Origin of the sequence: Actinoplanes sp. NPDC026670 (assembly GCF_040638175.1) — a bacterium.
Classification (GTDB): Bacteria; Actinomycetota; Actinomycetes; order Mycobacteriales; family Micromonosporaceae; genus Actinoplanes.
Genome location: NZ_JBEZXU010000006.1, coordinates 237,566 through 263,465, shown reverse-complemented (window position 1 = coordinate 263,465; position 25,900 = coordinate 237,566). Strand labels below are relative to the sequence as shown.

At 69.7% G+C, this 25,900-nt stretch carries 21 protein-coding genes and 1 pseudogene; 13 read left to right on the top strand and 9 right to left on the bottom strand.

What is annotated here, in order from left to right; genetic code table 11:
* Positions 1 to 132 precede the first annotated feature (132 nt).
* A complete protein-coding gene (locus tag AB0E94_RS08890) occupies positions 133 to 3,063 on the bottom strand; it encodes a M4 family metallopeptidase (RefSeq protein WP_360324150.1) in 2,931 nt (976 codons plus the stop codon).
* Positions 3,064 to 3,340: 277 nt separating this feature from the next.
* On the opposite strand from AB0E94_RS08890, the gene AB0E94_RS08885 reads away from it, so the two are divergent.
* From AB0E94_RS08885 to AB0E94_RS08865, 5 genes are all read left to right on the top strand, one after another.
* The gene (locus AB0E94_RS08885; RefSeq protein ID WP_360324148.1) at positions 3,341 to 4,300 is read left to right on the top strand and encodes a helix-turn-helix transcriptional regulator; all 960 of its coding nucleotides are present in this window, start codon (positions 3,341 to 3,343) and stop codon (positions 4,298 to 4,300) included.
* Complete coding sequence (locus tag AB0E94_RS08880; protein ID WP_360324146.1) at positions 4,297 to 4,755, top strand: hypothetical protein; 459 nt, start codon at positions 4,297 to 4,299, stop codon at positions 4,753 to 4,755. Before AB0E94_RS08885 ends, AB0E94_RS08880 begins: the two co-directional genes overlap by 4 nt.
* A complete protein-coding gene (locus AB0E94_RS08875; protein WP_360324144.1) occupies positions 4,752 to 6,056 on the top strand; it encodes a cytochrome P450 in 1,305 nt (434 codons plus the stop codon). Before AB0E94_RS08880 ends, AB0E94_RS08875 begins: the two co-directional genes overlap by 4 nt.
* Before the next feature lie 31 nt (positions 6,057 to 6,087).
* On the top strand, positions 6,088 to 6,786 hold the full coding sequence (locus tag AB0E94_RS08870) for a hypothetical protein (RefSeq protein WP_360324142.1): 699 nt from the start codon (positions 6,088 to 6,090) through the stop codon (positions 6,784 to 6,786).
* A gap of 116 nt (positions 6,787 to 6,902) precedes the next feature.
* The gene (locus AB0E94_RS08865) at positions 6,903 to 7,034 is read left to right on the top strand and encodes a hypothetical protein (protein WP_360324140.1); all 132 of its coding nucleotides are present in this window, start codon (positions 6,903 to 6,905) and stop codon (positions 7,032 to 7,034) included.
* On the opposite strand, the gene AB0E94_RS08860 is transcribed toward AB0E94_RS08865, so the two are convergent.
* Both AB0E94_RS08860 and AB0E94_RS08855 read right to left on the bottom strand, forming a co-directional pair.
* Positions 6,993 to 7,967, bottom strand: coding sequence for a TIGR01777 family oxidoreductase (locus AB0E94_RS08860; RefSeq protein WP_360324138.1), 975 nt, complete (start codon positions 7,965 to 7,967; stop codon positions 6,993 to 6,995). The genes AB0E94_RS08865 and AB0E94_RS08860 overlap by 42 nt on opposite strands.
* 71 nt (positions 7,968 to 8,038) lie before the next feature.
* A complete protein-coding gene (locus AB0E94_RS08855; protein WP_360324136.1) occupies positions 8,039 to 9,409 on the bottom strand; it encodes a diguanylate cyclase in 1,371 nt (456 codons plus the stop codon).
* A 144-nt stretch (positions 9,410 to 9,553) separates the two neighbouring features.
* Between AB0E94_RS08855 and AB0E94_RS08850 the strand changes: the two genes are divergently transcribed.
* The 5 genes from AB0E94_RS08850 (at position 9,554) to AB0E94_RS08830 (ending at position 15,881) form a co-directional block, all read left to right on the top strand.
* A complete protein-coding gene (locus AB0E94_RS08850; protein ID WP_360324134.1) occupies positions 9,554 to 11,020 on the top strand; it encodes an LmeA family phospholipid-binding protein in 1,467 nt (488 codons plus the stop codon).
* Between the two features lie 30 nt (positions 11,021 to 11,050).
* Positions 11,051 to 11,437, top strand: coding sequence for a VOC family protein (locus AB0E94_RS08845; protein ID WP_360324132.1), 387 nt, complete (start codon positions 11,051 to 11,053; stop codon positions 11,435 to 11,437).
* 978 nt (positions 11,438 to 12,415) lie between these two features.
* Positions 12,416 to 13,765: a polyprenol phosphomannose-dependent alpha 1,6 mannosyltransferase MptB gene (mptB, locus tag AB0E94_RS08840; protein ID WP_360324162.1), complete on the top strand. Its 1,350-nt coding sequence runs from the start codon at positions 12,416 to 12,418 to the stop codon at positions 13,763 to 13,765.
* Between the two features lie 20 nt (positions 13,766 to 13,785).
* Positions 13,786 to 14,646: an RNA polymerase sigma factor SigJ gene (gene sigJ / locus AB0E94_RS08835; protein WP_360324130.1), complete on the top strand. Its 861-nt coding sequence runs from the start codon at positions 13,786 to 13,788 to the stop codon at positions 14,644 to 14,646.
* Between the two features lie 50 nt (positions 14,647 to 14,696).
* A complete protein-coding gene (locus tag AB0E94_RS08830; RefSeq protein WP_360324128.1) occupies positions 14,697 to 15,881 on the top strand; it encodes an FAD-dependent oxidoreductase in 1,185 nt (394 codons plus the stop codon).
* Between the two features lie 40 nt (positions 15,882 to 15,921).
* Here the strand turns inward: AB0E94_RS08830 and AB0E94_RS08825 are convergent, their stop codons facing one another.
* Together AB0E94_RS08825 and AB0E94_RS08820 are read right to left on the bottom strand one after the other, a co-directional pair.
* On the bottom strand, positions 15,922 to 16,260 hold the full coding sequence (locus tag AB0E94_RS08825; RefSeq protein WP_360324126.1) for a hypothetical protein: 339 nt from the start codon (positions 16,258 to 16,260) through the stop codon (positions 15,922 to 15,924).
* 116 nt (positions 16,261 to 16,376) lie between these two features.
* On the bottom strand, positions 16,377 to 16,724 hold the full coding sequence (locus AB0E94_RS08820) for a cupin domain-containing protein (protein ID WP_360324124.1): 348 nt from the start codon (positions 16,722 to 16,724) through the stop codon (positions 16,377 to 16,379).
* Positions 16,725 to 16,962: 238 nt separating this feature from the next.
* On the opposite strand from AB0E94_RS08820, the gene AB0E94_RS08815 reads away from it, so the two are divergent.
* The gene (locus AB0E94_RS08815) at positions 16,963 to 17,115 is read left to right on the top strand and encodes a hypothetical protein (RefSeq protein WP_360324122.1); all 153 of its coding nucleotides are present in this window, start codon (positions 16,963 to 16,965) and stop codon (positions 17,113 to 17,115) included.
* Between the two features lie 129 nt (positions 17,116 to 17,244).
* Here AB0E94_RS08815 and AB0E94_RS08810 read toward each other — a convergent pair whose 3' ends face one another.
* Positions 17,245 to 17,673 (bottom strand): hypothetical protein, encoded by a 429-nt coding sequence (locus AB0E94_RS08810; protein ID WP_360324120.1) that lies wholly within the window; start codon positions 17,671 to 17,673, stop codon positions 17,245 to 17,247.
* 412 nt (positions 17,674 to 18,085) lie between these two features.
* Here AB0E94_RS08810 and AB0E94_RS08805 point away from each other — a divergent pair, with 412 nt between their 5' ends.
* Positions 18,086 to 19,615 (top strand): GGDEF domain-containing protein, encoded by a 1,530-nt coding sequence (locus tag AB0E94_RS08805; protein WP_360324118.1) that lies wholly within the window; start codon positions 18,086 to 18,088, stop codon positions 19,613 to 19,615.
* Position 19,616: 1 nt separating this feature from the next.
* Here AB0E94_RS08805 and AB0E94_RS08800 read toward each other — a convergent pair whose 3' ends face one another.
* From AB0E94_RS08800 to AB0E94_RS08790, 3 genes are all read right to left on the bottom strand, one after another.
* Complete coding sequence (locus AB0E94_RS08800; protein ID WP_360324116.1) at positions 19,617 to 20,984, bottom strand: permease prefix domain 1-containing protein; 1,368 nt, start codon at positions 20,982 to 20,984, stop codon at positions 19,617 to 19,619.
* Positions 20,981 to 21,352 carry a helix-turn-helix transcriptional regulator gene (locus AB0E94_RS08795; protein WP_360324114.1) on the bottom strand — a complete coding sequence of 124 codons (372 nt, stop codon included), beginning with the start codon at positions 21,350 to 21,352 and terminating at the stop codon, positions 20,981 to 20,983. The genes AB0E94_RS08800 and AB0E94_RS08795 overlap by 4 nt, the downstream gene beginning before the upstream one ends.
* Positions 21,353 to 21,593: 241 nt before the next feature.
* Positions 21,594 to 24,923 carry a family 16 glycoside hydrolase gene (locus AB0E94_RS08790; protein ID WP_360324112.1) on the bottom strand — a complete coding sequence of 1,110 codons (3,330 nt, stop codon included), beginning with the start codon at positions 24,921 to 24,923 and terminating at the stop codon, positions 21,594 to 21,596.
* A 775-nt stretch (positions 24,924 to 25,698) separates the two neighbouring features.
* On the opposite strand from AB0E94_RS08790, the pseudogene AB0E94_RS08785 reads away from it, so the two are divergent.
* Positions 25,699 to 25,893, top strand: a pseudogene (locus AB0E94_RS08785) (CCA tRNA nucleotidyltransferase); the annotation flags it as partial.
* Positions 25,894 to 25,900: the final 7 nt, after the last annotated feature.

Genomic DNA, 25,900 nt, shown 5'->3' with positions numbered 1-25,900 from the left:
GTGACGATGGTGACCGCGGCCGGCGGGGTCGAGCGGTACACCCCCGCCTCGCCCGGCGTCCCCGGCGGGCGGGGGGGGGGCGGCGCGCGCCGCTCGCCCGCCCCCCCCCCCGCGGCTGTGCTCAGTAGAGGGTCAGTTGCAGGACCTGGCGCCGGATGCGTACGCCAGGCCGAACCCGGCCGCCGACGAGTCCATGAAGACCACCTCGCGTCCCGTGCCCGCGGTCGCGAACATCTGAGCGCCCGGGCTGCACGACGCCGGACCGATGTACCGGCCCTGGAACGTGTACTGCTTGAGCTTCGGGTTGAGCGAGTTGTCCGGGTAGCCGCCGTTCTCCATCCAGGCGCTCACCGGCGCCTCCTCGGTCACGGTGAGGGTGGTGTCGGACAACGCGACGGTGTCGGCGCGGACCGCCTGCGGCGAGTTCTCCTCGAAGAGCAGGTGGCTGGTGCGCGTCGCGAAGTCGAAGAGCCGCACCGAGTTGTGGTACGCCCCCTTGCTCAACTCGCCGTCGACGATGTGGCCGTAGTCGCGGTCGGTCATCCAGGCGACGCCGGTGCCGGACAACACCGGATAGCTCATCCGCTCGGCGCCGACATCACCGCCGGCGTAGGCCGTCTTCCCGGTCGCGAGGTCGTGCACCTCGACGTCCAGCGACCAGTACACGCCGTTGGCGTCGGGCTGACGGAAGATCTCGTACCGGACGTAGGAGATCTTGCTGCCCTTGATGCTCGGCGCCGTCGCGTTGCCGAACCAGTCCGGATGGGTGAGGGTGTGCACGGCCGGCGAGCCGATCCGCAGGTAGCGCACCACGTCGAGGTATTGCAGCTCCGGATCGTATTGGCTCCACGTGACGAGGTCGCGGTCGAAACCGAGGCCGTCGATGCGGTACGGGGAGCTGTAGAGCTCCTTGACCGGGCCGCCACCGATCGGGGCCGACAGGATGCGGTTGGTCTCCCAGGTCGGCGAGTCGGGGTCGATCGCGAGTGACGACCACACGACCCGCTTGCCGTCGGTGCGCGCGAAGCGGTGGATGGCCCCGTCCGCCGGGGAGATCCGGTACGGCGTGCCCTTGCCGTTGAGGCGGCCCACCCAGATCGACGTCGGTTCGGCGCGGTTCGCGTCCGACCGCGGCACGGTGAACCATTCGCCGGCCACGCTGGCCTGCATGTCGGCGTACATGCCGGTGTTGAGCTTGTCGATCAGGATCTTGGTGCCCTTGCCGTACAGCTGAGACTTCCACTTCGCGGTGATGCCGCGCGAGTCGAACGCGGTCTGCACCACCTTGAGGTCCTTCCGGCCCAGGTGGAACGACTTGGCGGAGGCGAGCACGGCGTCACGCGCGTCGACGAAGTCGGACATGGGCGTCAGGTAATCGGTGAGAGCCCGGTAGACGATCTTGTCGGCCACCGTCTTGTCGAGCGCCTGACGGATGTCCCACAACGCGCCCGAGACGATCGTCGAGTTGAGGTGCACGCCGCCGTAGTCCATCGACGCGATGTCGATGAGGTGCTGGAAGTCCGCCGTCGTGGCGCCGTCGTTCAGGTCACGCAGGGCGCAGTCGGCGGGCGCCAGGGTCCGGCAGAGGTCGCCGCCGAGCAGCCCGGCCTGCGGGTCGGACATCGGGGTGCCCGACACGTCGACGTCGATGGCGTTGCCGAAGTAGTCGGCGAGCGCCTCGTTGAGCGCGCCCGGCTGTCCGGCGTAGACGAGGTTCGCGGTGTTCTCCACCACGCCGTGCGTCATCTCGTGGCCGACGACGTCCGGGTCCGCGGCCAGCGACAGGTACTCGTCGTCGCCGCTGCCGTACACCATGCGGGTGCCGTCCCAGTACGCGTTGACGAACGGGTAGCCGCCGTAGGTGATCCCGACGATCGAGTCGATCGCCATGCCCTTGTCGTCCAGGCTGTTGCGCCCGAGCTTCGTCTGATACCACTCGAACACCTGCGCGGCGTCCCAGGCGGCATCCACGGCGCCGGCGGCGGTCAGGTCGGCGCCGATCGTCGTGGACGGCGACGCGAACGGCGTCATGCCCTCCGGGAACCCGCCGTCCATCAGGTTGTAGTAGTCCCAGCCCCGGCCGTCCCAGGTCGTGACCGGCACCGTCGCGCCGCTGGGCTGACGGTGGGTGATGTCCATCATCAGGTACGTGCCGCCCGCGTCGAGCAGCGGCAGCGGCACGGTCGCGCCGTGCAGGGTGGTGCCCTGGCCGACGACCGACGCCGACCCGTCACCCGCCTGGCGCGGTTCCGTCGCGGGCTGCGGCGCGGCGGCCTTGCCGTCGGCGGCCAGCGCGGCGGCCTGCTGACCGGAGGCGAACGACTTGATCCGGCTGACGCTGAGCAGCGGCACCGCGTTCGTCGCGCCCACGTACACGTCGGTGAGCACGGGCTGACCAGACACGGTGTCCTTGCCCTTGACGAGCACGCGCCGCGCGAGGACCCCGGTGCCGGTCGGCATGACCACCAGCCCTTGGTCGGCGCCGGCCAGGTCGGTGGCGGTCGTGCCGGGACGCGGGGCGGAGGGCACGACCGCGGCGCCCGGGTGCAGGCTCCTGCGTACCTCCTCGACGGCCCGGGAGACAGCGACCGCGGCGGGGATCGGGGTGACCGTCGTGTCGACGTCCAGGTTGGTGAAGTAGGTGCCCGACGTTCCGGTCACCGTGCGCTTGGCGGCGGACTTCTCGGTACGCACCACGTACTGCGCACCGAACACGGGCAGGCCCTTGTAGCGCTGGTTCAGCCGTACCGTCTCCCGCTCTCCGTCGGTCTCGACGCTCGCGGTGGTGAGCGTGCCGGCCGGATCGCCGATCCGGTAACGGTCCTTGTGCCCGGCGAGGTGGGCTTTGGCGGCCTTGTCCGGCGCGACGGTCGCGTCGACCGGGTCGGCCACGTCGTCCACGAGCGCTGGGGTGTCCGTCTCCGGCGCCACGGTGACGGGGACGGACTCGTCCGGCGCCGGCGCCGGCGGCGGGGTCGCCGCGTTCGCCGGCTGGGCGGTGGTTCCGAGGAGTGCCGCCACTGTCAGGGCGGCGATTGCGGGTAGTGCCGTGGGTCTGCGCAACTGGTGCTCCTGCGAGGTTGTGAACAGGCTCCGGTTCGCCCACCTCACCGCGGGGCCGGAGGCCGCCACAAGGACGATCCTGTGCACTTGCGCAAGTGCGCAGACCGTCCACGACCGACGGACAGCTTCTTACGTGGCCGTAATCCCCGATTCACCCGAGCCGTCGGTGATCCGAGCAGGATGGGATCGAGGGGTGCAACTACGTATGAATGCGACGGACATACCGTGGTCGGCGACTGGTCTTGATCCGTCCGCCGGCCGGGTGCTGGAGCACCTGATGGCGGTGCGATCGGCGGACCGCGACGAGGTGGCGTCCGCGGCCGGTTTGTCGGCCGTGGAGGCGGAGCGTGCGCTGCGGCTCCTCACCGACTCGGCGCTGGCGTCCCGGATCGATGGCGCGACACCTCGATGGGCGGCCGCGCCGCCACGGCCGTCGGTCGGCGCCCTGCTGGCCCGGCAGCGGGCCGAACTGGCCCGGGTCGAGGAGCTCGTGGAACGCCTCTTCGAGACGCACGAGGCAGTGTCCGGGCCACGAGTCACCGGCATGGTGGAGGTGCTGGAGAACGAGGACGAGGTGCCCGCACGCTACCGCCAGCTGCTGACCGAAAGTTCGGCCGAGGTGTTGCATCTGGCGAAGCCGCCGTACGTGACGAGCGCGTCGTCCGAGCCGGTGGGCGTGGCGCCCGGTGTCCGGATGCGATCGGTGTACGAGACGGACGGCCTCACCGACGCGGTGTCCCTGATGACCGCCCTGCGCGGAACGGGGCAGGGCGGCCGGCTGCGGCTGACCTCGCAGATCCCGGTGAAGCTGGTGATCTTCGACCGGGCGGCCGCGCTGCTGCCGATCTGGGCGGACCGGCCGTCGTCAGGCTCGCTGGTGGTGCACTCGCCGGCCCTGGTCACAGCGCTGGTGGCGCTGTTCGAGAGCGTCTGGGACCGCGCCGAGCCGGTGCTGCTGACGAGACGCCACGACCTGCCGGACGCCGACGACGCCCTGCCTGCTTCGGGGCGCGACCTGCGGACACGGGAGATCCTGCGGATGATGGCGGCCGGCATGAAGGACCAGACGATCGCCCGGATCCTCGACATCAGCCGCCGCACCGTCCAGCAGCACATCAGCGACGCCGGAACCGTCCTCGGCGCCCGGACCCGTTTCCAGATCGCCGTGCTGGCGGCCAAACGAGGGTGGCTGAGCGACCAGCACGACGGCGCGGCGAGTGGCATCATCGGCGGATGATCGACGCGGAGACCCTGCGGGCGACGCTGCCGGGCGGGTGGCGGGTGCTGGCGACCACCTTCCCGATGTGGTTGTCCGGGCGGCGGATCAACCCCATCTTCTCGTACGGGTTGCTGCCCGGCCCGGATCTGCGGCTCAGTGACGAGGTCACCTATCAGACCCGGGCGGGCCGGCAGCGGCGGATCTCGGGTGTCGACCGATTCGACCCGGCGACCGGCTGGCTCACCTGGCGGGGCCGCGGCGCCCTGGGCCTGCTGACCAGCCGCTGGCGGGTGGAACACCTCAGCGACGACCGGGAACTGATCGTGCTCACCTTCGACCGGTCCCTGGTGACCCCGGCCGGCGTGGATGTGATCGGCCGGGGCCCGGATCCGCGTCCCGAGGCCCGCGACCGGCTGCCACCACTGTCCGCCGACGGACTTCAGTGGCTGCCATGGTCCACAATGCCCGGATGACGCCGCCCCCGCGAGTGCCCGGACTGCCCCTGCTCGGCAACGCCCTGCCGATGATGGGCGACGTCCAGCAGTTCTTCGTCGACACCTATCACCGGCTCGGTCCGGTCTACCGGGTCAAGGCGCTCAACCAGGCGTTCGTCATCATGGCCGGGGAACGCGCCAACCGCTTCCTGCTGGAGCGCGGCGAGGAGGTGTTCTCCAGCGAGGTCAGCTTCGGCGGGCTGAACCACGAGTTCGGCATGCGTGTGCACGTGCTGCGCGGGCGACCGCACCGGCATCTGCGCAAGGTTCTCGCCACCGGGCTGTCCCGGGACCTGCTGGCCGCTCGCTGGGACGAGGTGACGCGGGAGACCGAGCAGACCTTCGACAGCTGGCTGGGGCAGCGGGCGCTGCCGGTGGTCGACGCCTGCCAGCGGCTGGCCGCCGCGCAACTGTCCGTCGCGTTCACCGGCGCCAGTTCGGCGGCCCGGTTCGCGACGTTGCGGTCGGCGTTCGAGCTGGTTCTCGACGTCACCATCGCGGGGAAGTGGCCGGCGGCGGCTCTGCGCCTGCCCGCGTACCGGCGGGCGCGGGCCGAGATCCTCGCCTTCGCCCGGGACGCGCTCGCCGACCGGGCCGCCCACCCGACCGGTGGGCCGCGTGACCTGCTCGACCAGGCCCTCGACGCGGTGGACGAGAACGGCGAGGCGTATCCGCTCGACGTCCGGGCGGGGATGGCCTTGCAGGGCTACTTCGCGGGCGTCAACACCGTCGCCTACCTGTACAGCTTCATGGTGCGGGCGCTCCTCGACAATCCCGGTGTGCTCGACCGGGTCACCGCCGAGGCGGGCGCCGAGCCGATCACGTGGGAACGGTTGCGTGGCCTTCCGGCGTCACGCGGGCTGGTTTTGGAGACACTGCGCGTCTATCCGCCGGCGCCGGGCTCCGCCCGTACGGTGACGAAAGCCTTTGACTTTGAAGGATTTCACATCGCCGAGGGGGAGCGGGTGCTGGTGGCGACGTGCGTGCCCCACCACCTCGATGAGCATTTCCCCGATCCGCGCCGGTTCGACATCGACCGTGACTTCACGGCGGGCCGCGGGGGGTCGGTCTACGCGCCGTTCTCGGTCGGCGGCCACACGTGTCTGGGAGCGGGGATGACCGAGGTGCTGGCGGTCGCGACGGCGGCGATGCTGGTGCGGCGCCTGACCATCACGCCCACGCATCCGGGCCGCCCACTGCGCATCACGGCCACCCCCGGCCCCAACCCGGGCCGCCGGTTCGCGGTGTCGGTCGCGGCGGCCGGTTCCTCGCCTAGTTGATCTTGCGAGTTCGGCGACATTACGATGCGGCGTGAAGTTCTACACCACGGTGATCCTGGATCCGGTCAGTCCCGAACTGGTCGTTGCGGCGCTGACGGCGGCGCTCGCCCCGTTCGACTACAACGACTATGCCCGCGAGCCGTTCGACGTGGATGCGGCGTGGGACTGGTGGCAGCTGCCTCAGCAGAACCTGCTGCCGCTGCGACCCGGACACGCGGTCGAGGCGAACGTTCTGCGTGTCGGGGACGGGGTCGTGGCTGCCGCTCCCAAGCGGATGATCGATTTCGGGGCGATGCGTCAGTCGGCCCGGGATCATGCGGCAGGCACCTGGGATGCGTGGGCCGACGTCGTCCACGCCCATCCCGGCGCCTTGTCGCGTGCGCGTTTCGACGAGATGCACGACGATCCCGAATCGGCCCAACGCGCCTGGCTCCGGCAACCGGCCGTGCAGGAGTTCGCGCAGGCCGCGGCGACGCAGGAGCACCCCTACTTCACCTTTTCGCTCCTGACCGCGGACCCCGTGGTGGTCTTCGCCGGCGATCGCGACCATTTCCTGGCCCGCGCGGCCGCCGGAGCCATCGCGACGCACGCCTATCTGACATCGGACGGGCAGTGGTTCAGCGAGCACACCGATGACCGGGGATGGGACACGCACATCCTGGAAATGGACGCCTACCTCGACTCGGCGCCGGACGATGCCGTGATCGCCCGGGTCCGGTGCCACATCTGAGCTCGCCAAGCCCTCGGGGGGTTGCAGTCGATGCTCCTTTTGTTCCGGGTGGGCACATCAAGGAACATCGAACTGCCTATGCTCGAAGCACTCTGTACTCCAGGGCGGAGGAAAGCATGGCTGGTGGCCGCGACGACATGCCGTGGTGGGTGCAGCTCCTCATGATCATCGGGGTGCTGCTGGCCGTGCTGATCGTCGTGGCTCTGCTAACCGGCCAGGGCCTCGACACGCAGGCGCTGTCTCCCTGACCGGCGCCGCGCCGCCAGGTCCGCGGCCGCGCCCGGCCACCGCGGAAACTCGAAACCGAATCCGGCGTCGGTGAGCCGCGCCGGAACGACCCGGCGGCTCTTCAGCAGCAGCTCGGTGTCGGACCTGAGGACGAACGCGCCGACCTCGGCCATGTGCCGGGTGGCCGGCAGACCGAACGGCATCCACCAGGCCGAACGCAGGTCCCGCAGGAACTCCCGCTGCGGCAGCGGGTTCGGCGCGGCCAGGTTGACCGGGCCGGCGAGGTCGTCCCGCTCGATCAGGAAACGGACCGCGCGGACGAAGTCGAGGTCGTGGATCCACGACACGTACTGCCGCCCGCCCGCCACCGGCCCGCCGAGACCGAGACGCGTCAGCCAGCTCAGGACGTCGAAGACCCCGCCACGATCCGGGCTCATCACCATGGCCGCGCGCAGCGCGACCTTGCGGGTGTGCGGCGTCACTGCCTGCTGCTGTACGGCCTCCCAGTTCTCCGCGATCCGCACACTGAAGCCCCAGTAGCCGGGCACTCCCGGCTCGCTGCCGCCGATCACGCCCTGGTGCTCGTCGTTGGGCGCGTCGAACCGGTGCGCGTAGATCGTCGCGGTGCTCATCTGCAACCACACCCCGGGCGGCCTGGTCGCGGCGGCGATGGCGGCGCCGACGACCCGTGCCGAGTCGACGCGGGAGCTCATCATCGCGTCGAGGTTCTCCCGGGTGTACCGGCAGCTCACGCTGCGCCCGGCCAGGTTGATCACGACGTCGCTGCCGTCGATCTCGGCGGCCCAGTCGCCGAGGGTGACGCCGTCCCAGTAGACCTGCCGCGGGCCTTTCGGCGCGCGGGTCAGCACCACGACCTCGTGGCCGTCCGCGGTCAACGCCCGATCCAGGATCCTGCCGACCTGACCGGTTCCTCCTGGAATGACAACCTTCATGGTCCCTCCCCGTACGCTTTGAGCGGTCGCTCAAATCAGCGTACGGCATGTTGAGCGACTGCTCAAACGGATCAGCCGGCCATCGAGTGCAGCCGCCAGCCGTGCGAACCGGCGCGCTTCGCCTCGTACATCGCGGCGTCCGCCTGGCGCAGCAGCTCGGCCGTGCCGTGCTCGCCGGGCCGGCTCACCGCGATGCCGACGCTCGCCCGGACCCGCAGCATGTGCCCGGCCAGTGGCTCCGGCTCGGCGAGCCGGTCGATGATCCGCTCGGCCACGGTGATCGCGTCCCGGGGGTCGTTGATCTCGGTGAGCAGCACCGCGAACTCGTCGCCGCCGAGCCGGGCCACCAGGTCACTGCCGAGTACGCAGGCACGCAGCGTGCGGGCGGTGAACTCCAGCAGCTCGTCGCCGGCGGCGTGGCCCAGCTGGTCGTTGACCTGCTTGAAGCCGTCCAGGTCGAGGTAGAGCACCGCGCCCAGCGCCGAGTAGCTCTCCCCGGAACACCACGAGGTCAGGCCGGTACGCAGCGCTGCCAGGTTGGCCAGACCGGTCAGCGCGTCGTGCGTCGCCTCGTACGCCAGCTTCTCCTGGTAGGTCTTGCGGGCCGTGATGTCGCGATGGTTGAAGACCAGCCCGCGGACCGCCGGGTTGTCGAGCAGGTTGCGGGCGGAGATCTCGTGCCAGCGCCAGGACCCGTCGGCGTGCCGCAGCCGCGCCTCGGCGACCTGCTCCCGGCGGCCGGCGAGCAGCTCCTTGAACATCGTCTCGGTGATCTCGGCGTCGTCCGGGTGAACCAGTTCCGCCCGGCCGGCGATGTGCTGCTCGACGGTCACCCCCATCACCCGTTCGACGGCCGAGCTCACGAAGACCGGCGTGCCCTCGGCGTCGGTGATGACCGTGACGTCGTGCGAATCCTGGAGCACCGCCCGGAAGCGTTCCTCGTTGGTGCTGCGGTCCAGTTCGGCCTCGGCCCGCGCCTGCGCCTCCCGGCCGATCAGCACCATCGCCGTCAGCACCGCCGCCGCCCCGACCAGGCCGGCCAGCTGAGCCGACCGGTTGTCCAGGTACGACGGGGCCAGTCCGGCCCACACCGCCGCCTGCCCGGCCGCGATCGCGACCATCACCAGGGCGACCACGGAACGCCAGCGCCGGGCGAAGTCGTCGCAGACCAGCCAGCCGACGATCACGAAGTCGAACGTCATCACCGGCCCCCAGCCGGTCAGGTACAGCACCGCGGCGGTGAGGGCGAGTTGCAGCGCGATGGCCGGCAGGCCGGGGCGCGCGTTCGCCAGTGCGGTCACCACCACGGTTCCGATGATCAGGAACGCGTTGAAGTGCCAGATGTTCCCGGGCACGGCGAGCCCGAACGCGTGCAGCGCGGTCAGCGATGCGACGCCGAGCGATGCCTCGAGGAGGCGCAACCGGCGGAGCGACAGGGGCATACGGCCTTCTTCGGCGTCGTTTCCCTGCCCGTGAGCCGGGTTTCGGTTGCGTTACGGGAGTCACGCCCAGATGAACTGATGAGTAACTTAGGCCGTACTCCACCCTGATCGCGTCAACGGACTCCCGACCGTCGCGGAGGTGGCATGTCCACGTTGCTCACCGGCCTTGGGCTCGGCCGACTGCTCCATCGTGCCGCGCACGCCCCGAACCCCCGCCGCCGATGGCTGATCCGCGGCGCAGCCGGCGCCACCGTGCTGGTCGCCCTCGGCGCGGCGGCCTACGCCCTGCCGATCCCGTTCCTCGACCGGCTGGTCGCCGACCAGGTCGTCGAACGGGTCAGCGCCCAGGTCTCCTGCGCGCAGGTCACCGTCGGCGGCGACCGCCTGCTGGCCCAGGCCCTGTCCGGCACCCTCTCCGAGGTGCAGCTCACCGTGCCGGACGCCACCCTGTCCGGGGTGCAGCACGCGTCCTTCACCGCCACCCTGCACGACGTGAGCCAGCCGGCCGCCGACCAGACCCACGTCGGCGCGATGAACGCCGCGATCACGATCGGCTTCGCGAACATGCCGACCGTCGAGGGAACCACCGCGCCCACCTACCGGCGCGCCGACGACGGCGGCCTCACGGTCGAGACCGTCGTGCCGGCCGAGGCGTCGGAGAACGTCAAGGCGAAGCTGTTCCTCAAGATGCGCATCGCCGGCGACAGTGCCGAAGCGGTGCCACAGCAGCTGGAGATCTTCGGCAAGAAGGTCGCCGCGGCCAAGGCCTCATCGCTGACCGGTGGCGTCCGCAAGCAGGACCTGCCCGAACTGCCGGCCGGCGTGACCTACCGATCGATCAGCCCGCGCACCGACGGCCTGCACGTGGCCCTGGCCGGCGTCGCCACCCAGGCGCTGAACACACTGCCCACCCAGGTCGGCGACCAGACGGTCACCTACTCGGCCGCCGACGGGCTGCTCGGCATCTCCACCGCGATCAAGGTCGAGCCGATCATCGACGTGCCCCTCACCATCCGTGCCGAACCCCGGCTCGACGGCGACTCGCTCACCCTGGTCCCGCGCCTGGTGCACATCCTGGGCAAGGACCGGGAGACCGACGACTTCCTCTCCAAGATCGTGCTCTCCCAGATCGACGAGAAGGACCTCACCCGCAAACTGCCGGAACTGCCGTCCGGCGTGCGATACCAGAAGGTCGCGGTGGACCCGCAGGGCGTACACGTCACGGTCGGCGGGACCACCATCCAGTCGTTCTCCGTCCTGAAACAGCCGGAGGGCGGACAGCCGACCACGTTCGGCGCCGAGGGCGGCTTCCTGACCGCGTCGACCAAGGGTTCAAAACAGGACACCAAGATTCAGCTGTACGCCCAACCGAAGATCACCGGCAACACTCTGGACATCTCGCCGCGGGAGATCGAGATGTTCGGCACCCGGTTCCCGGCGGCCACCGTGCTGTCCCAGGTGAAGTCGGCGCCGACCACCTACCCGCTGCAGGAGCTCCCGGCCAACCTCGACTACCAGAGCGTCGAGGTGACCCCGACCGGCCTGCTGATCAAACTGGAGGGCAAGGACGTGACCCTCGCGAAGGGCGCCCTCGGCGGCGGCTCGTGCTAGCGAAGAGGCCGCGTTGATACTCTCAAGATCATGAGTTCTGTGGTCAATCACATCACCGTCGACTGTGTCGGTGACCCGTACGACCTGGCGCAGTTCTGGAGCGCGGTCACCGGAAACCCGCTGGCCGACGACGACTTCCCGGGCGATCCGGAGGCCTCGGTGATCCCACCCTCCGGCGCCCGGATGCTCTTCGTCCGGGTGCCCGACCACAAGACGATGAAGAACCGGGTGCACCTCGACCTGAAACCCACCGACCGCACCCGGGACGAGGAGGTCACCCGCCTACTCGCCCTCGGCGCCACCCTGGTCGCCGACCACCGCCGCCCCGACGGCACGGGCTGGGCCACCTTGGCCGACCCCGAGGGCAACGAGTTCTGCGTAGAACGCTCCGACGCCGAACGCACCCCAGCTCCCTGACTCGAAAGTAGACCTATTTCCTCCCGATCAGGGCCGCTTCGCGCAGCGGAGCGACCAACTCCCGAACCAACCCGCGAGCCGTAGCCCACGCCGGTCTCCCGCCCACATTGACCGGCCCGAGCGACGGCCGGCGTTCCACCGACGCCCGCCTACGCTGCGCCAAAAGGCGTACCCGGCTGGCCCCCACCGCTGTCTCACGCGTCCCAAGACGGCGGTGACCCTGCTGGCTGATTGGGGAACCCGTCTACCTGCGGAAACGTGGCGGGGGCCGTCGCCAGGCAGCCCAGCGATGCGGGAGCAACCCTAAAATGCCGCGCAGGTGGCCCGAGCGGTGCGTGAGGAACCCTGAAACGCCGAGGAAGCAGCCGTGCGGTGCCGCTGGCGGTCCGTTCAGGCCGGGAAGCAGCGATGTTGTGCCGCTGGCCGGTCAACGAGAGCTGGAGGCAGTCATGCCGTGCCGCTCGCGGGTTTCAGAAAAGACCGATCACGGGCCACGCCGCCAGGGCAGCGGAATTGGACCTCGATGATGACCCAGCGGTTGGCGCCGGCTGTCGGGTGGCAGGTCGACGGCAGTCGCCGCCACGTTCCGCTGGTAGACGGGTTCCTCAATTGGCCATCAGAGTCAGCGGTGGGAGCCAGCCGGGCCAAGATCGGTACGACGAAGCCGCCTGGGATCGGGCACACCCCTCCGGGCGGGTGGGCCGCAGACCGTGAGCCGTCGCTCACGGCGGTTTTGCGGGTGGTATTGCCGCGCTGAGCGACGGCTGGTGGCGGATCAGCCCGGCGGGCGCGTTTCGGTCTTGCGGAGTTCGGGCGTCGCGGGGGAGCCACGGGACGGTCGATCTGCGGTTGGGGCGGGGTGGCCGTACCGGAGCGGGGTCTGGAATTGAGCGGGAGCGGGCCGCCTGCCGTTCACCGGGGGTTCCCTCTTGATCGCTACGGTGAGCCGCCGGGCCCGACGGAGGGGAACTGTTGAGCGTGCGCAAGTGGCAGTGGCTGGGTGTCGCCGGCAGCACGCTGGTCGCCGTGGGCGGGCTCTACGTCGGAGTGGGGCCGTCCGGTGACGCGGTGCAGCTTCCGCCGGAGGCGGTGGCGGCGATCCTGTGGCCGATCGCGGTGTCCTACCTGGGTATGACCCTGCTGGTACTGGCCTGGTGGATGATCGGACGGCTCCGGGCCGAGCCCGCCGTCATGATCCGCACCGGGGTGATGTGGGCGGTTCCGTTCGCGCTGAGTGGGCCGATCTTCAGCCGGGACGTCTACAGCTACCTGGCGCAGGGCGCGATGACGATGGCCGGCCTCGACCCGTATCGGTGGGGACCGCAGGCGCTCGGCGGCGAACTGGCCGCCCACGTGCCGGCGATCTGGCAGGACACCCCGGCGCCGTACGGGCCGGTCTTCCTCCGCCTGGCCGGCGCTGTCACGACGGTCACCCAGCACGAACTGTGGCCCGGACTGATCGGCATGCGCCTGCTCGCGGTCGGCGGGGTCGCCGTGCTCGCGGTGACCGTTCCGCGGATCGCCCGGGAATGCGGCGTCGACCCGTCCACCGCGCTGTGGCTGGGCGTGCTGAACCCGCTGGTCCTGCTGCACCTGGTGGTGGACGCGCACAACGACGCCGTGATGGTCGCGCTGATGTGTGCCGGGCTGCTGCTGGCGCTGCGTCACCGTCCGGTGCTCGGCGTCGTGCTGATCACCCTGGCCGGGCTGGTCAAGGGCCCGGCCCTGCTCGGCTTGGCGTTTCTGGCCGTGCTCTGGGCGGGCCGGCTTCCGGGCCGGTTCCGGTTGCTTCGCGCCGGCGGCGCGACGATCTTCATTTCCGGCGGTACGGCGGTGGCCGTCACCACGATCGCAGGGACCGGCTTCGGCTGGGTGCCGGCGTTGCGTGCGCCGACGCGGGCCCGCACCTGGATGTCGCTGACCACCCAGCTCGGTGGGGTGTTCGGCGGGCAGGAGGCGCTGTGGCTGGCCGGGCTGCTGCTGGCCGGGGTGATCACGCTGGTCCTGCTGCACCGGGTCGGCACCGGATCGGACATGGTCGCCGCCTGCGGGGTGGCGCTGGTGGCGTTCGTGGTGCTCAGTCCGGTCGTGCACGTCTGGTATCTGCTGTGGGGGTTCGTGCTGCTGGCGGCGGCCGGGTCGGATCGGGTCCGGCGGGCGGTCGCGTATGCCTCGCCGGTCCTGGTGGTGCTGGCCCCACCGAACGATGCGCCGACCGGGGCCCCGATGATCCTCGGCGGGGTTCTCGGGGCGGCGGCCGGACTGCTGGTATACAACGTCGTGCGGACCGTTCGCCGGCGGACCGCTCTGGTACTGGACACGGCTTGACCGGAGAAGGAAGGGCGCACGTGTCGGGAGCGTCGATCTTCCACGAGCACCGGGCCCTCCTCGTCTCCGTCGCCTATCGGGTTCTCGGCCGCTGGAGCGACGCCGAGGACGTGGTCCAGGACGCGTGGCTGCGGTGGAGCGCCCTCGACGCCGGGCACGTGGAGAACCCGGAGGGCTACCTGGTCCGGGTGACCACCCGTCTGGCGATCGACCGGCTGCGCAGCGCCGCGTCACGGCGCGAGACCTACGTCGGCCCGTGGCTGCCCGAACCCGTGCTGACCTCAGCGGATGTCGCCGACGAGGTCGAGCGCTCGGAGTCGGTGTCGCTGGCTTTGTTGCTGATCCTCGAATCGCTGTCCGCCGTGGAGCGGGCGGTCTTCGTGCTGCACGAGGCGTTCGGCTACTCCCACACCGAGATCGCCACCATGGTCGAGCGCAGTCCGGAGTCGGTACGCCAGACCGCGGTGCGTGCCCGCGAGCACGTGAACCGCGGGCGGCGACGCTACGACACCGATCAGGCGACCCGGCGCAGGGTCACCGAGTCGTTCATGTCGGCGAGCGCCGGTGGCGACCTCGTCTCGCTGATGGAGGTGCTGGCCCCGGACGTCCGGCTGGTGTGCGACGGCGGTGGCCTGGCGCCGGCGCCGCGTCGGGCGATCGAGGGCAGCGACCTGGTGGCGCGGGCGCTGGTCACCTTCGGCGGTCGTATGCCGCCCGAGCCGCGCGTGGTGCTGACCGGCATCAACGGCGGTCCCGGCGTCGTCATCTACTCCGCAGACACGCCGGTGGCGGTGATCGTGCTGCATCTGGTCGACGGACGCGCGCAGGAGATCCATCTGATCAGCAACCCGGAGAAACTCACGGCCGTCGGCGGCCTGTGACGCCTGACACAGCACCTCACGGCTCGGGGTGGCTGTGTCGTCCGTGCGGCATGACCGACATCAAGCAGGTAGTTGTCATCGGCGCCGGATACGCCGGCATGCTCGCCGCCCTCGGCACGGCGAAGCGGACCCGGGAGCGAGTGCGGGTGACGCTCGTCAACCCGGGGGAGACGTTCACCGAGCGGCTGCGGATGCACCAGATCGCCACCGGCCAGCAGCTCGCCGAGCACCGCATCGCGGATCTGGTCGCCGGCACCGGCATCCGGTTCGTGCCGGGCCGGGTGACCGGCATCGACACCGCCGGGCACACCGTCGCGGTGTCGACCGCCGCCGACGGTCCGCAAGTCCTCCGCTACGACACGCTGGTCTACGCGATCGGCAGCACCACCGACACCGGGACCGTCCCCGGGGCGGCCGAACACGCCTTCACCCTCAACGCCCCGCGGAGCGCACAGGACATGGCTGAGCACCTCGCGCGCCCGGACACCCGCCACTTCCTGGTCTGCGGCGCGGGCCTGACCGGGATAGAGGCCGCGGCTGAGATCGCCGAGTCCCACCCGAACGTCCGGGTCACCCTGCTGAGCCGGGGCGAACCGGCCGCGATGATGGGGGCCGGCGCCCGCGCATATCTGATCGCGACCTTGAGCCGGCTCGGCGTGACCGTGCGGGCAGGCACCGGCGTGACCCGGGTCCTGGCGCACGGGGTCGAATTGGAGGGTGGCGAGTTCATCGCCGCGGACGGCTGCCTGTGGACCACGGGTGTCCACGTCGCCCCGCTCGCCGCCGAGGCCGGAATCACCACTGATGAGCGCGGGCGTATCCGGACCGATGCGATGTTGCGGTCGGTTTCGCACCCGGAGATCTACGCGATCGGTGACGCGGCCGCCATCACCCAGGCCTACGGCGTCCTGCACGGCACCTGCCAGAGCAGCATCCCGGCGGCGGCACACGCTGCCGAGAACATCAGCCGTCAGCTGCGGGGCGAGCAGCTCAGGCCGTTCCGTTTCGGCTACCTCCACCAGCCGGTCAGCCTCGGGCGCAAGGACGCGGTGATCCAGTTCACCAACGGTGACGACACTCCGCGCCGCTGGTATCTGACCGGCCGAGCCGCCGTGTTCTACAAGGAGACGGTCAGCAGCAGCCCGATCAAGACGTACGGGCTGTCCAAGCGCCTGGCGGTTTCGTCGCGGATTCTCGCCACCACCGGCGGCAGGCGTAACAGGCCGGCCGGCTGACGGCCGGCCCCTCACCCCGCCGGTGGCACGCGCGAGGGAATCACCTGATCGTGCCGGTGGAGCTGGTGCGGCAGTTGGTGAGTTCCAGCCGGTACCAGCTGTGCACCCCGGTGATGCGTTCTCCCCAGTCACCCATTGTTGTTCGGGTCCGGATGATCGCCCCGTTCATGATGTCCTTGACCCGCCAGTCGCACAGGTTGAACGCCGGGGTGGTGATGCCGACCCAGATCACCCCGTCCTCAGCGGGTACCGCAGCGGTTTCGCAGCCGCTCCACGGCACCACACAGGAGGCCATGGCCGCCTGCGCGGGCTGGGCGGTGACGGCGACGGTCCCGGCCGTGACCAGCAGGACAGCCGCCGCGCGCTGGAGTTTCCTCATCGCAACCTCACTTCGCTCGGTGTCGTGATGAGCCACGACCTGGAGGCAGGGTTGCGTGCCGATCTGTAATGGATCTGTAGGAAATCTGTAGAAGATCCCGCCGCGCCGGACGGGAATCAGACGACGTAGATCTTGCGCAGCGTCTTCCGTACGGTCCAGACCGTGCGGTCGCCCGCATTCAGCCGTACGGCCACGCCGGGTTTGAGGTTGATCTCCGAACCGTCGGTGAAGGCGACCGTGCCGTCGCCGGCCAGCACGATGAACACCTCGTCGACCTCGGTGTCGGTCACCGTGCCCGTGGTCAGCTGCCAGATGCCGACCTCGGCGCCGGGTCCCTCGCTCAGGACCCGCGAGGAGACCTCGGGGCGGCCGGCCACCACGTCCTCCGGCGCGAGCTCAGCCGGGCCGAGTTCGAGCTTCAGCGTGTCCTCGGTGAGGATCCGGCTGTCCGCGATGTTTCCCATCGGTGTTCTTCTCCCGTTGCCGCTGGTCGGTGGCCGTTGCCGGAGCCCACCCGACCGACTTTTCGGCAGCGTAGTACAGCGATCATCGGTGGCTGCTCCGCCTCGCCCGGATGACGCCGACGGTGCAGGAGGTCGCGTCCATCGAGCCGGACGTTCTGACCGGCAAAACCGGTTCCCAAACGGGGGTGAACGGGTAATACTGCCGCGCAACAGTCGTACTGATTCACGGGGAGCCCGTATGTCCGCTCACGCAGTGGTGTTTCGCGGTGAAGACCGACCTGCCCAGGACGCTCAGCCGAGGCCGGAGACCGACCGCAGCACCGAAGCCATGCAGCGGCTGCGCAACCCGTTCGACCTCGACCTCCGAAGCCCGGACGGCGCCCGCGCCTGACCACGTACGCGGGGCGTCCTGGATCTCGTCTGTCCGGGCCGGATCGGCTCCTGGCCGACGCGGCGGAGAGCTTGGCCCGTCACCGCCCGGGAGGCCCGATGGGCCCGCCGGGCGGTGGTGCTCCCCAGGTCAGGAGATCAGACTGATGTCGAAGCCGACGAAGGTGGTGCCGGTGGCGCGGTAGGTGGCGACGCTGCTGCTCTTCGGAGCGAACCGGACGAAGCCGTGCCCCTGACCGGAGGTGCCCAGCACCGCCGAGCCGTACGGCGTGACCGCCAGCGCGTCGGCCGGCACGCCGATCTGGGACAGCAGCGGCGTGGTCCGGGTCTGGTTGATCGGGTACTGGCCGCTGTCCCAGTCGGTGGTGTGCCACGTGCCGTCGTCGGCGCTGAGCCACTGCACCTTGAACGAGAACACGTACCCGCCGTTGTTGACCACCGAGATCTTCGAGACGGCCTGAATCGCGGCGTTGGCCGCGACCGCGGGCAGGATGCTGAACATCAGCATGGCCGCGGCGGCCAGGACGCCCATACGCTTGCTCAGTTTGTGGTGTTTCATGAGAACCCCCGTGCAGCTGTACGACGAATGGGTGGCAGCGTGGCTTTCTCCGGCGCCCGGAGTCGCGATTCATCGAGATCGGTAACGGGCGTCGCCGGTCGTTCACCGTGGCCGCATCGGCGCTCTGGCCAGGGCCTTCACGGTGATCTCCGGTGGCAGGAAGCCGAGCCGCGAGTCACGCTAACAAAGGTTCGATGACCCCGGCCGTGGAATGCCGGTCCGGGCATGCCGGCACCATCGATCGGACTGTTGTCGTGGTGTGGCATCGTCCCCGTCGTGCCCCCTGCTCCGGAGCGCCCCGCGCCGTCGATGAAGGGCGGGCGGCAACCCAACTGCAACCTCGTTGGGTCGTCCTGCCACCCCGGGTAGGAGACGATCGAGTTGTCCGGACACCTGGCGAACGGAGGTGGCGATGACGGCCGGCACCGCGGTCCGCGACCTCGTCACGCTCGTCACCGAGCTGGAGGGCACCCCCGACATCGAGGAGTTCGCCGCCATCCGGCAGCAGGCCGCCGAGCTGCGCGCGCTCGCCGTCGCGGCCGGTGACGAGGAGTCGGTCCACCGCTGCGACATGGTCATCGCGGACGCCCTGATGCGCGAGGGACACCTGGGACCGAGCGGGCACAGCGCCCGGCAGACCCTGGAATGGGCCGAGAAGCACGACCTGCCCTATCTCCAGGCGCGCGCCCACCGGATGCTGTCCAACTTCTACCGCCTGCTCGGCGACTTCTCCGAAGCCCTGGCCCACGGCGTGCAGGGCGTGTCGTTCCTGCCGGCCGACGCGTCGCCGCCGGTCCGCGCCCGGCATCTGCTTCAGCTCGGCTGCGCCCTGGACGACAACGGCTCGTTCGACGAGAGCGATGTGCGTTACCGCGAGGTCCTGCGGATCTCGGCCGAGGTGGGCGACGACGGACTCGCCCTTCGGGCACTCAACAACATGGCCTACAACGCGTACGAACGAGATGACGAGCCGGCTGCGCGCGCTCTGGCCGTACGCATGCGGGAACTTTCCGGTCGTGGCCGCGGCCTTGCCGCGAAGGAGATCGACACCATCGCCCGGGTCGAGATGATGGCCGGGCGTTTCGTCGCCCTTGAGGCGACGCTTTCCGGTGTGCTGGCCGGCACGGTTGTCGACGTCGACGGCGATGGTACGGCGGAGTGCCTGCTCACGCTGGCTGAGGCACGTCGGCTCAGCGGCCGCCCGGAGGCAGCCCAGACGGCGCTCGACCGGGCGGTGGAACTGTGCGACGCCCGCGATCTGGCCCGGGCGAGGGTGCAGGTGCGCCGCGAGCAGGCGGCCCTGTACGCCGCCACCGACCGTTACCGGGACGCCTACGAGGAGCTGCTGCGCTACCAGGAGAGCCTGGCCAGCCTGCAGAACACGCAGCGGGAGGCCCGCGCCCGCGCGATGCAGGCGCTCTTCGAGGCCGACGAGGCCCGGCGGGCCACCGAGGAGTTCCGCGAACTGGCCCACCGTGACGCCCTGACCGGGCTGTACAACCGCCGCCACGTCGACGAGCAGCTGGCCGAGCTGCTCAGCCGTGGGGGAGTGCTGTCGGTGGCGATCGTCGACCTGGACCACTTCAAACAGATCAACGACACGCTGTCGCACGCCACCGGCGACGCCGTGCTCCAGCAGGTCGGCTACCTGTTGCAGGACGTCGTGGCCGGCGCCGGGGTCGCGGCCCGGCTCGGTGGCGAGGAGTTCCTGCTGATCCTGCCCGGCTTCGACCTCGCGGAGGCCGCCCGCTTCAGCGACGGCGTCCGTTGCCTGATCCGGGACTTCGAGTGGGCCGCGGTCACCGGAACGCTGCCGGTGACCGCGAGCATCGGCGTGGCCACCGCCCCACCCGGCCTGACGGTGGCGGCCCCGCTGCTCGCGGCCGCCGACCGTCAGCTGTACGTCGCCAAGCACACCGGCCGGGACCGGGTGGCGGCCTAGGTCACCGGAACGCGAACACCGGCGGCAGGACCAGCACGACGATCCACATCCAACCGGCGTAGACCGGCAGGTACGTGGTCTGCCAGCGCTCGATCGTCGCGAAGGGCTGCCGGCGGCGGACGAAACGCAGCAGCAGCCAGGCGGTCCAGACGAGATTGACCAGCAGCACGATATTCGCGCCGAGCGCCGTCATGTTGTTCGGTGTGCTGCCGTACCGGTCGACGCGGCCGGTCATCGTGTACAGCACCAGCGCGTCCATCACCACGGCGCTGGCCACCAGCACCAGCTGCATGACGTCGAACTTGCCGGCCGGGGCCAGCGGATCACGGGCCGACATCGAGTACAGCAACAGCCCGAGCACCAGGACCAGCAGCATGTCGAACAGCACCAGGTTGCCCCGGTCGACGTCGATGCGGCGGCCGTTCCAGCCGATCGTGACCAGGAACGCCAGCAGCCCGACGGTGAACAACGGCGTGAACAGCCGGGTCAGCACCGGCGCGATGTTCTCGATGACACCCTGTTTGGCTTCGACGAGCCAGCCGGCCACCACGACGGCGGCGACCAGCCCGCAGGGCAGCAGCCACTCGTTGACGAAGTTGCCGAGGTCGATGCCGATGGCGTCGAACGCGCCGATCGCGAACGCCGTCAGCACTCCACCGCCGAGTCCGATCAGGGTGAGGTAGACGAACCACTCTCCGCTGAACCGGATGAAATCCATCCGTCGCCGGGCTGATCGGAAACCATCCGACACGTACGCGAGACCGACGACGAACCACAGTGCCACCGGGAGATGGCTCGCGATGACCCCCATCGACTGGGAATCGGTGTCGACGGGATACAGGTTCGCAGCGGCCGCACCGACCACGAACAGCGCGGCCACGACGGCGCACACCAGTCGTCCGGCACGCCGCCGCCACAGCAGGAAGCCGGCCAGCCACGGAAGCGCGAACAGCGAGTAGTTGAGACTGTAGAAGCCGTCCTCGTCGAAGCCGATGCTGTGCCTGAACAGCTCGGGCACCTTGATCGAGATCGCGGCTCCGAACGCGCAGACCAGCATGACGATCAGGTCGGTGCGGGAACGGCTCCTCGGCCCGGTGTCGCCGGTGAGGACCAGTTGTTTCCACAGCCGTTCGGAGTGCTCCCGGGCGAACTCCCGTGACAGCTCGTCGAGCCCGCCCATCCGTTTCACGGCGACCAGAAACGCCTCGTCGTCGTGCAGGCCCAGGGCGGTGAGCTGGTCGACCGAACCGCGCAGGTGATCCTCGAGTTCGTCGGCGTCACTGTCGCTCAGCTCGGGCCGCCGGCGCACGTAGCTGCGCCACTGCGCGAACTGTGCCTCCAACTCGTCCGGATCGTTCGTCACGGTCATGCGGTGCCTTCCCGGGGGATGATCAGCGGGTTGAAGTCGCCGACGCTGGGCCAGATCTGTTTGAGCGCCTCGACGACGGTCGCCCACTGGCGACGCTGTTCGGCGAGTTCGGCGCGGCCCTGCTCGGTGAGCCGGTAGTACTTGCGACGGCGTTCGCCGGCCGCGACCCGCCAGTCCGATTCGACGTGGCCGAGCCGTTCGAGGCGGTGCAGCAGGGGATAGAGGAAACCCTCGGTCCAGTCGAGCTCGCCACCGGACATCTCGTTGATGCGCTGCAGGATGGCGTAGCCATAGCTGTCCCCATCGGCCAGAATGCCGAGCACGATCGGCGTGGCCGACGCGGCGACCAGGTCTTTGGTTACCCGCATTGCCGTGCTCCTCCCTCCATACCTAGAAGTGAAATGCATAGTAGATCTAGGTATAGACGGAGGCAACAACCGGCCCTGCCGCCGGCCGTCGCTCAGCCCGGTAAACCCGCCGGTATTCCCGTGGCCAGCGACGGCTGGCGGGCTCAGCCGTCGCTGAGCCCGGTAAACCCGCCGGTATTCCAGTGGTCAGCGACGGCTGGCGGTCTTGGCCCGCCAGCCGTCGCACGAGACTGGGGACTGCTCAGCCGAGGGGTTCGATGCGGATGTTGCGGTAGCGGACGTTGGCGCCGGCGTCGCCGTGATCCTGCAGGCGGATCGGGCCCGAGGTGGCGCTCTCGGCCGCGCCGCCGCCGGTGGGGCCGTCGATGGCCACGTTGTTGTGGACGGTGACGCCGTTCCAGACGACGGTCACCCGGGCGTTCTCGGTCTTCACGCCGGAGCTGTTGAAACGGGCCGCCCGGAACGTGATGTCGTAGGTCTGCCAGGTCTCCGGCGCCCGCGCGGCGTTGCTGTCCGGCGCCTTCTTCAGATAGATGCCGCCGGCCTCGTCACTGGCGAGCGTGGTGTCGCCGTACGAGTCGAGGACCTGGAGCTCGTAGCGGTCCTGGAGATAGATGCCGCTGTTGCCGCGCTGCTGGCCGGTCACGTCCGGCGGCAGGGTGGGCTCCCACCATTCGACGTGCAGTTTGAAGTCGTTGTAGGTCTGCCTGGTCCGGATGTCACCGCCGAGCACCTCCATCGAACCGCCGGACAGAGGCCACGTCGCCGCGCTGCCGTCGGTCTTCTGCCACGAGTTCAGGTCGTCGCCGTCGAACAGCACGACCGTGCCGGATCCGGGGAGGGTCCATTGCTGGTTGGCGCCTCCGGCGTACTCCCAGATGTGGATCTGTGTGCCGTCGGCGGAGCTGCCGGTGGCAGCGTCCAGGACCTTGCCGGACTGCGGATTGAGGATGGAGCCGTTGGTCTGCGGCTGCCAGATCTGGGCCGCGGAGTTGTTGCAGGTCCACAGTTGCACCTTGGTGCCGTTGGTGGTGCCACTGTTGTCGACGTCCAGGCATTTGCCGAGGGCGCGGAAGGTCGAGCCGACCCGGCTCCAGCTCTGGGCGCTGCTGTTGTTGCAGGTCCAGAGCTGGATTTTGGTGCCGTCGGCGGTTCCGGCGTTGTTCACGTCCAGGCACTTGCCGGCGATGCCGGTGATCGGCCCGGTGCCGCCGCTGATGGTGATGGCGTCCAGATTGACGTGGCCGTCGTCGCCGGTGTCGTAGCGGTACGCGATGGTGTTCGCGCCGGCGTTGAGCGGGATGTTCTCGGACTTGCTGGCCCAGTTGGTCCAGGCGCCGGTGTCGGTGAGGCTGGTCTGCCCGACCTTGGCGCCGTTGGCGTAGACGCTGATCTTCTTGGTGCCGGTGAACGGGTTGGGGCCGTTGGCGTAGCGCAGGGCCACGTCGTAGGTGCCGGCCGCGGCGACGTCGACGGTGAACGTGGTGGTCGCGCCCACACTGCCGTAACCGGCGACGAAACCGGATCCGGTGTATCCGGCGTGCTCGGTGGCCACGCCGGCGCTGCCGGACAGTCCGGCGTGCTCCGCCTGATAGGTGTTGACTGTCGGAGCCGGGCCGCTGGTCAGGGAGTTGAGGGTGTACCAGGCTTCGGTGCTCCAGAGCGATTCACCGGTGTCGGCGGTGAACGGGCGCGGCGATCGTACGTACACCACATGCCCGGCTTTGAGGCCGTTGATGTTGAGCGTGACCTTCTTGCGGTCGGTGGAGAGGGCGGCTGAGGTGACGGTCAGCGTCTGCTCATCGATCTTGGGGCCGCCGTAGGAGCCGGTCGGCTGGTAGCGCCACTGCTTGACGGTGTACCGGGCGGCCAGCGCGTTGGCGGTCTCGGTGGAGAGCGGTTTGGTGTATTCGAGCTCGAAGCCGCCGTTCTTCGCGCGCATGGCCAGGATGTCGAACGTGCTCTTGCCGTTGGGGCTGAGCTTCTGCAGGCCGTACGTCAGCTTGCCGGTCTGTCCCCAGTTGCCGCCGGCGCCGAGCCCGCCCGCATAGATCGCGCCGTCGGGTCCGATGTTGAGTTCGGAGACGCCTGCTTCCAGGCCCTGGGTCAGCCGGAACAGGGCGCCCTGGTACTCGCCGTTGATCTTCTCCAGGTACGCGCGCTGGATGCCGCCGTAGGTGACGTCGCCGATCAGCAGCTGTCCGGCGAAGACGCCCTCGTTGACCAGCACCGGTGTGCTGGGGGAGTTGGCGATCTCGTTCTGCGGCATCCACAGCACCGGCGCGGTGACCGGTTTGGCGTCGAACGGGCCGGGCGGCGTCATGTAGTGGTTGAAGAAACGGTCCTGTTTGATGTGCAGCAGTTTCGAGGAGGGCAGCCAGCCGCCCTGGTTGTCGGTGACGAACAGGCCGTTCTCCGGTCCCCAGCCGATGCCGTGCGGGGTGCGCAGGCCGCCGGCGACGTAGGAGACCGCGCCGGTGTCCTTGTTGACCTTGATGGTGGTGCCGCGGTTGGCGGCGGGCTGCGGACTCGTGGTGTTGCCGCCGTAGTTGATCGACACCGACAGGTTGAGATAGAAGTTCGGCGCCTGGTAGAGCAGGCCGAACGCGAATTCGTGGAAGTTCCCGCCGTACGGCCAGGTCGCGACGGTCTGGTACTGGTCGGTGACGCCGTCGCCGGTGGTGTCGACGAGCCGGGTGAGCTTCGTCTTCTCCGACACGTAGATCACGCCGTCGACGATCTTGAGGCCCATCGGCTCCTTGAGTCCGCCGGCCACCTTCTTCGTCGTCACGTTGCCGGGGCTGGTGTTGCCCGTCGCGTTGCCGAGAATGTAGACCTCACCCGCCGACGAGGTGCCCGAGTCGTCCGAGCCGCCCCAGGTCAGCACGGCGAGGCGCCCGTCCGGGAACCAGTCCATGCCGGTGACCTTGGGCTGGAAGGTGCCGGGCCGCAGGCTGGTCAGGTCGTAGCTCGGGTGCACCCCGGTCAGCGGCAGACCGTCGCCGGGGGAGTCGCCGGCGCTCTCGCACTCCTTGCGTCCGGGGGCGGTCACCCGTACGACGCCGGAGTCGGTGCTCAGCGCCGAATTCGGCACCAGCGTGAAGGCGGACGCGCCGGGGGCCCGCCACTCCAGGGTGAGCTGCTGCCCGCCGCCACGTTCGAAGTAGTCGATGCGCAGCGGGTGGATGCCGGCGGCCAGGGTGATCGCGCCCTCCTTGGCGGTCGCGCCGTGCAGGCCGTCGTGGTTGATCACCAGGGTGTCGGCGACGCTCAGACGGGAGCCGTCGTCGCTGGTCAGCCGGAACGTGTAGGCGCCCGCGGCCGGGACGGTCACGTTGCCGAGCACCTGCGCGACGAAGTTGTCCTCGATGCCGAAGTCGCCGCCGGTCCAGTTGACGGTCGGCATCAGCTTGTCGATGTTCGGTGTCTGGGCGGGTTTCAGCGTGCAGATCTTGTCCAGCGCGGTCTGCACGTCGAAGACCCGCAGGGTCACGCCCGGTTCCTGCGGGGGCGGCGCGGCCTGGGCGGCCGAGGTGATGCCGGTGAGACCCAAGGTCAAGATCAAGGACATGGTTATTCGGTACGGCCAGAGCATCCGTTCTCCTCCGGGTGGCAGGTGGATCGGCGAACGCGAATGTGTGAAGGGCGTCACAGTAAAGCGTCTTTCGCGTTTTGGTCCAGATCTTCGAGGAGTGTGGACGGAACTTTCATCGAAGCGTGCGAAAGTAGGGAAGGTTGAAACGAATTCATGATTTTCGTACTTGACAACGCGTCGATTTGTATCGACTGTGGACTGCTCAAGATTCGGGGGAACCGTGTACCAGCTGGCTGCTGTCATCGCCGAGGCGGGGCTCCTGCGAGACCGCGTCGGCCACGGTCCGGTCGCCGTGCTCCGCTGCGGCCTGGCGATGATGCCGCTGAGTGAGAAGTTGTTCGAGGACCTGGCCGGTCCTTCGGATGACGGGCCGTCCGCCTTCGCCGAGCAGACGAACCCGGAGCTCAGCCGGGCGCTCGCCGGCTGGTCGGTCGCGGGCCCGGTCGCCTTCGTACAGGCCGACTTCTTCGGCGGCGACGGACACCAGGCCGCCACGGTATGGCGCGACGGTGTCCTGGCCTGGGGCCCGGTGTTCGACGACGAGTTCGACGGGCCGCGGGAGCAGTGGCCGATCAACGCCGCGCTGGCACAACTCGGGGTACGGCCGAGCGGGCGCACCTATTCGTGGAACCCGGACCAGCCCGTGGACCTGTTCGACGAGGTCGGGCTCGGCCTCGAACGCGACGTGCCCCGCTGGCTGGCCTACGCCCGCGCCGGGCGGACGCCGGCCTACTTCGAGGACGCCGCGCGCGAGCGGGAACTGGCCCGGATCCGTCCCGCCCTGGACGGCCAGGCGATCATGACATTGCTGGACATTCCACCCGGCCCTCCGGTCGGCGCGGCAACCCGCCGCTTGCGGCAGCTACATCTCGACCGGGGCCCGCTGTCCCGCGAACAGGCCGAAGCCGAACTACGCACATGGGCCCACGAGCAGAACATCCGCTGAAGCCGGT

Coding starts and splice junctions, on each gene's coding strand:
- AB0E94_RS08815 (WP_360324122.1), top strand. CDS start 16,963: ATGTCCGCTCACGCAGTGGTGTTTCGCGGTGAAGACCGACCTGCCCAG.
- AB0E94_RS08800 (WP_360324116.1), bottom strand. CDS start 20,984: ATGACCGTGACGAACGATCCGGACGAGTTGGAGGCACAGTTCGCGCAG.
- AB0E94_RS08825 (WP_360324126.1), bottom strand. CDS start 16,260: ATGAGGAAACTCCAGCGCGCGGCGGCTGTCCTGCTGGTCACGGCCGGG.
- AB0E94_RS08810 (WP_360324120.1), bottom strand. CDS start 17,673: ATGAAACACCACAAACTGAGCAAGCGTATGGGCGTCCTGGCCGCCGCG.
- AB0E94_RS08830 (WP_360324128.1), top strand. CDS start 14,697: ATGACCGACATCAAGCAGGTAGTTGTCATCGGCGCCGGATACGCCGGC.
- AB0E94_RS08860 (WP_360324138.1), bottom strand. CDS start 7,967: ATGAAGGTTGTCATTCCAGGAGGAACCGGTCAGGTCGGCAGGATCCTG.
- AB0E94_RS08790 (WP_360324112.1), bottom strand. CDS start 24,923: ATGTCCTTGATCTTGACCTTGGGTCTCACCGGCATCACCTCGGCCGCC.
- AB0E94_RS08820 (WP_360324124.1), bottom strand. CDS start 16,724: ATGGGAAACATCGCGGACAGCCGGATCCTCACCGAGGACACGCTGAAG.
- AB0E94_RS08850 (WP_360324134.1), top strand. CDS start 9,554: ATGTCCACGTTGCTCACCGGCCTTGGGCTCGGCCGACTGCTCCATCGT.
- AB0E94_RS08795 (WP_360324114.1), bottom strand. CDS start 21,352: ATGCGGGTAACCAAAGACCTGGTCGCCGCGTCGGCCACGCCGATCGTG.
- AB0E94_RS08885 (WP_360324148.1), top strand. CDS start 3,341: ATGGCGGTGCGATCGGCGGACCGCGACGAGGTGGCGTCCGCGGCCGGT.
- AB0E94_RS08805 (WP_360324118.1), top strand. CDS start 18,086: ATGACGGCCGGCACCGCGGTCCGCGACCTCGTCACGCTCGTCACCGAG.
- AB0E94_RS08875 (WP_360324144.1), top strand. CDS start 4,752: ATGACGCCGCCCCCGCGAGTGCCCGGACTGCCCCTGCTCGGCAACGCC.
- AB0E94_RS08865 (WP_360324140.1), top strand. CDS start 6,903: ATGGCTGGTGGCCGCGACGACATGCCGTGGTGGGTGCAGCTCCTCATG.
- AB0E94_RS08880 (WP_360324146.1), top strand. CDS start 4,297: ATGATCGACGCGGAGACCCTGCGGGCGACGCTGCCGGGCGGGTGGCGG.
- AB0E94_RS08845 (WP_360324132.1), top strand. CDS start 11,051: ATGAGTTCTGTGGTCAATCACATCACCGTCGACTGTGTCGGTGACCCG.
- AB0E94_RS08855 (WP_360324136.1), bottom strand. CDS start 9,409: ATGCCCCTGTCGCTCCGCCGGTTGCGCCTCCTCGAGGCATCGCTCGGC.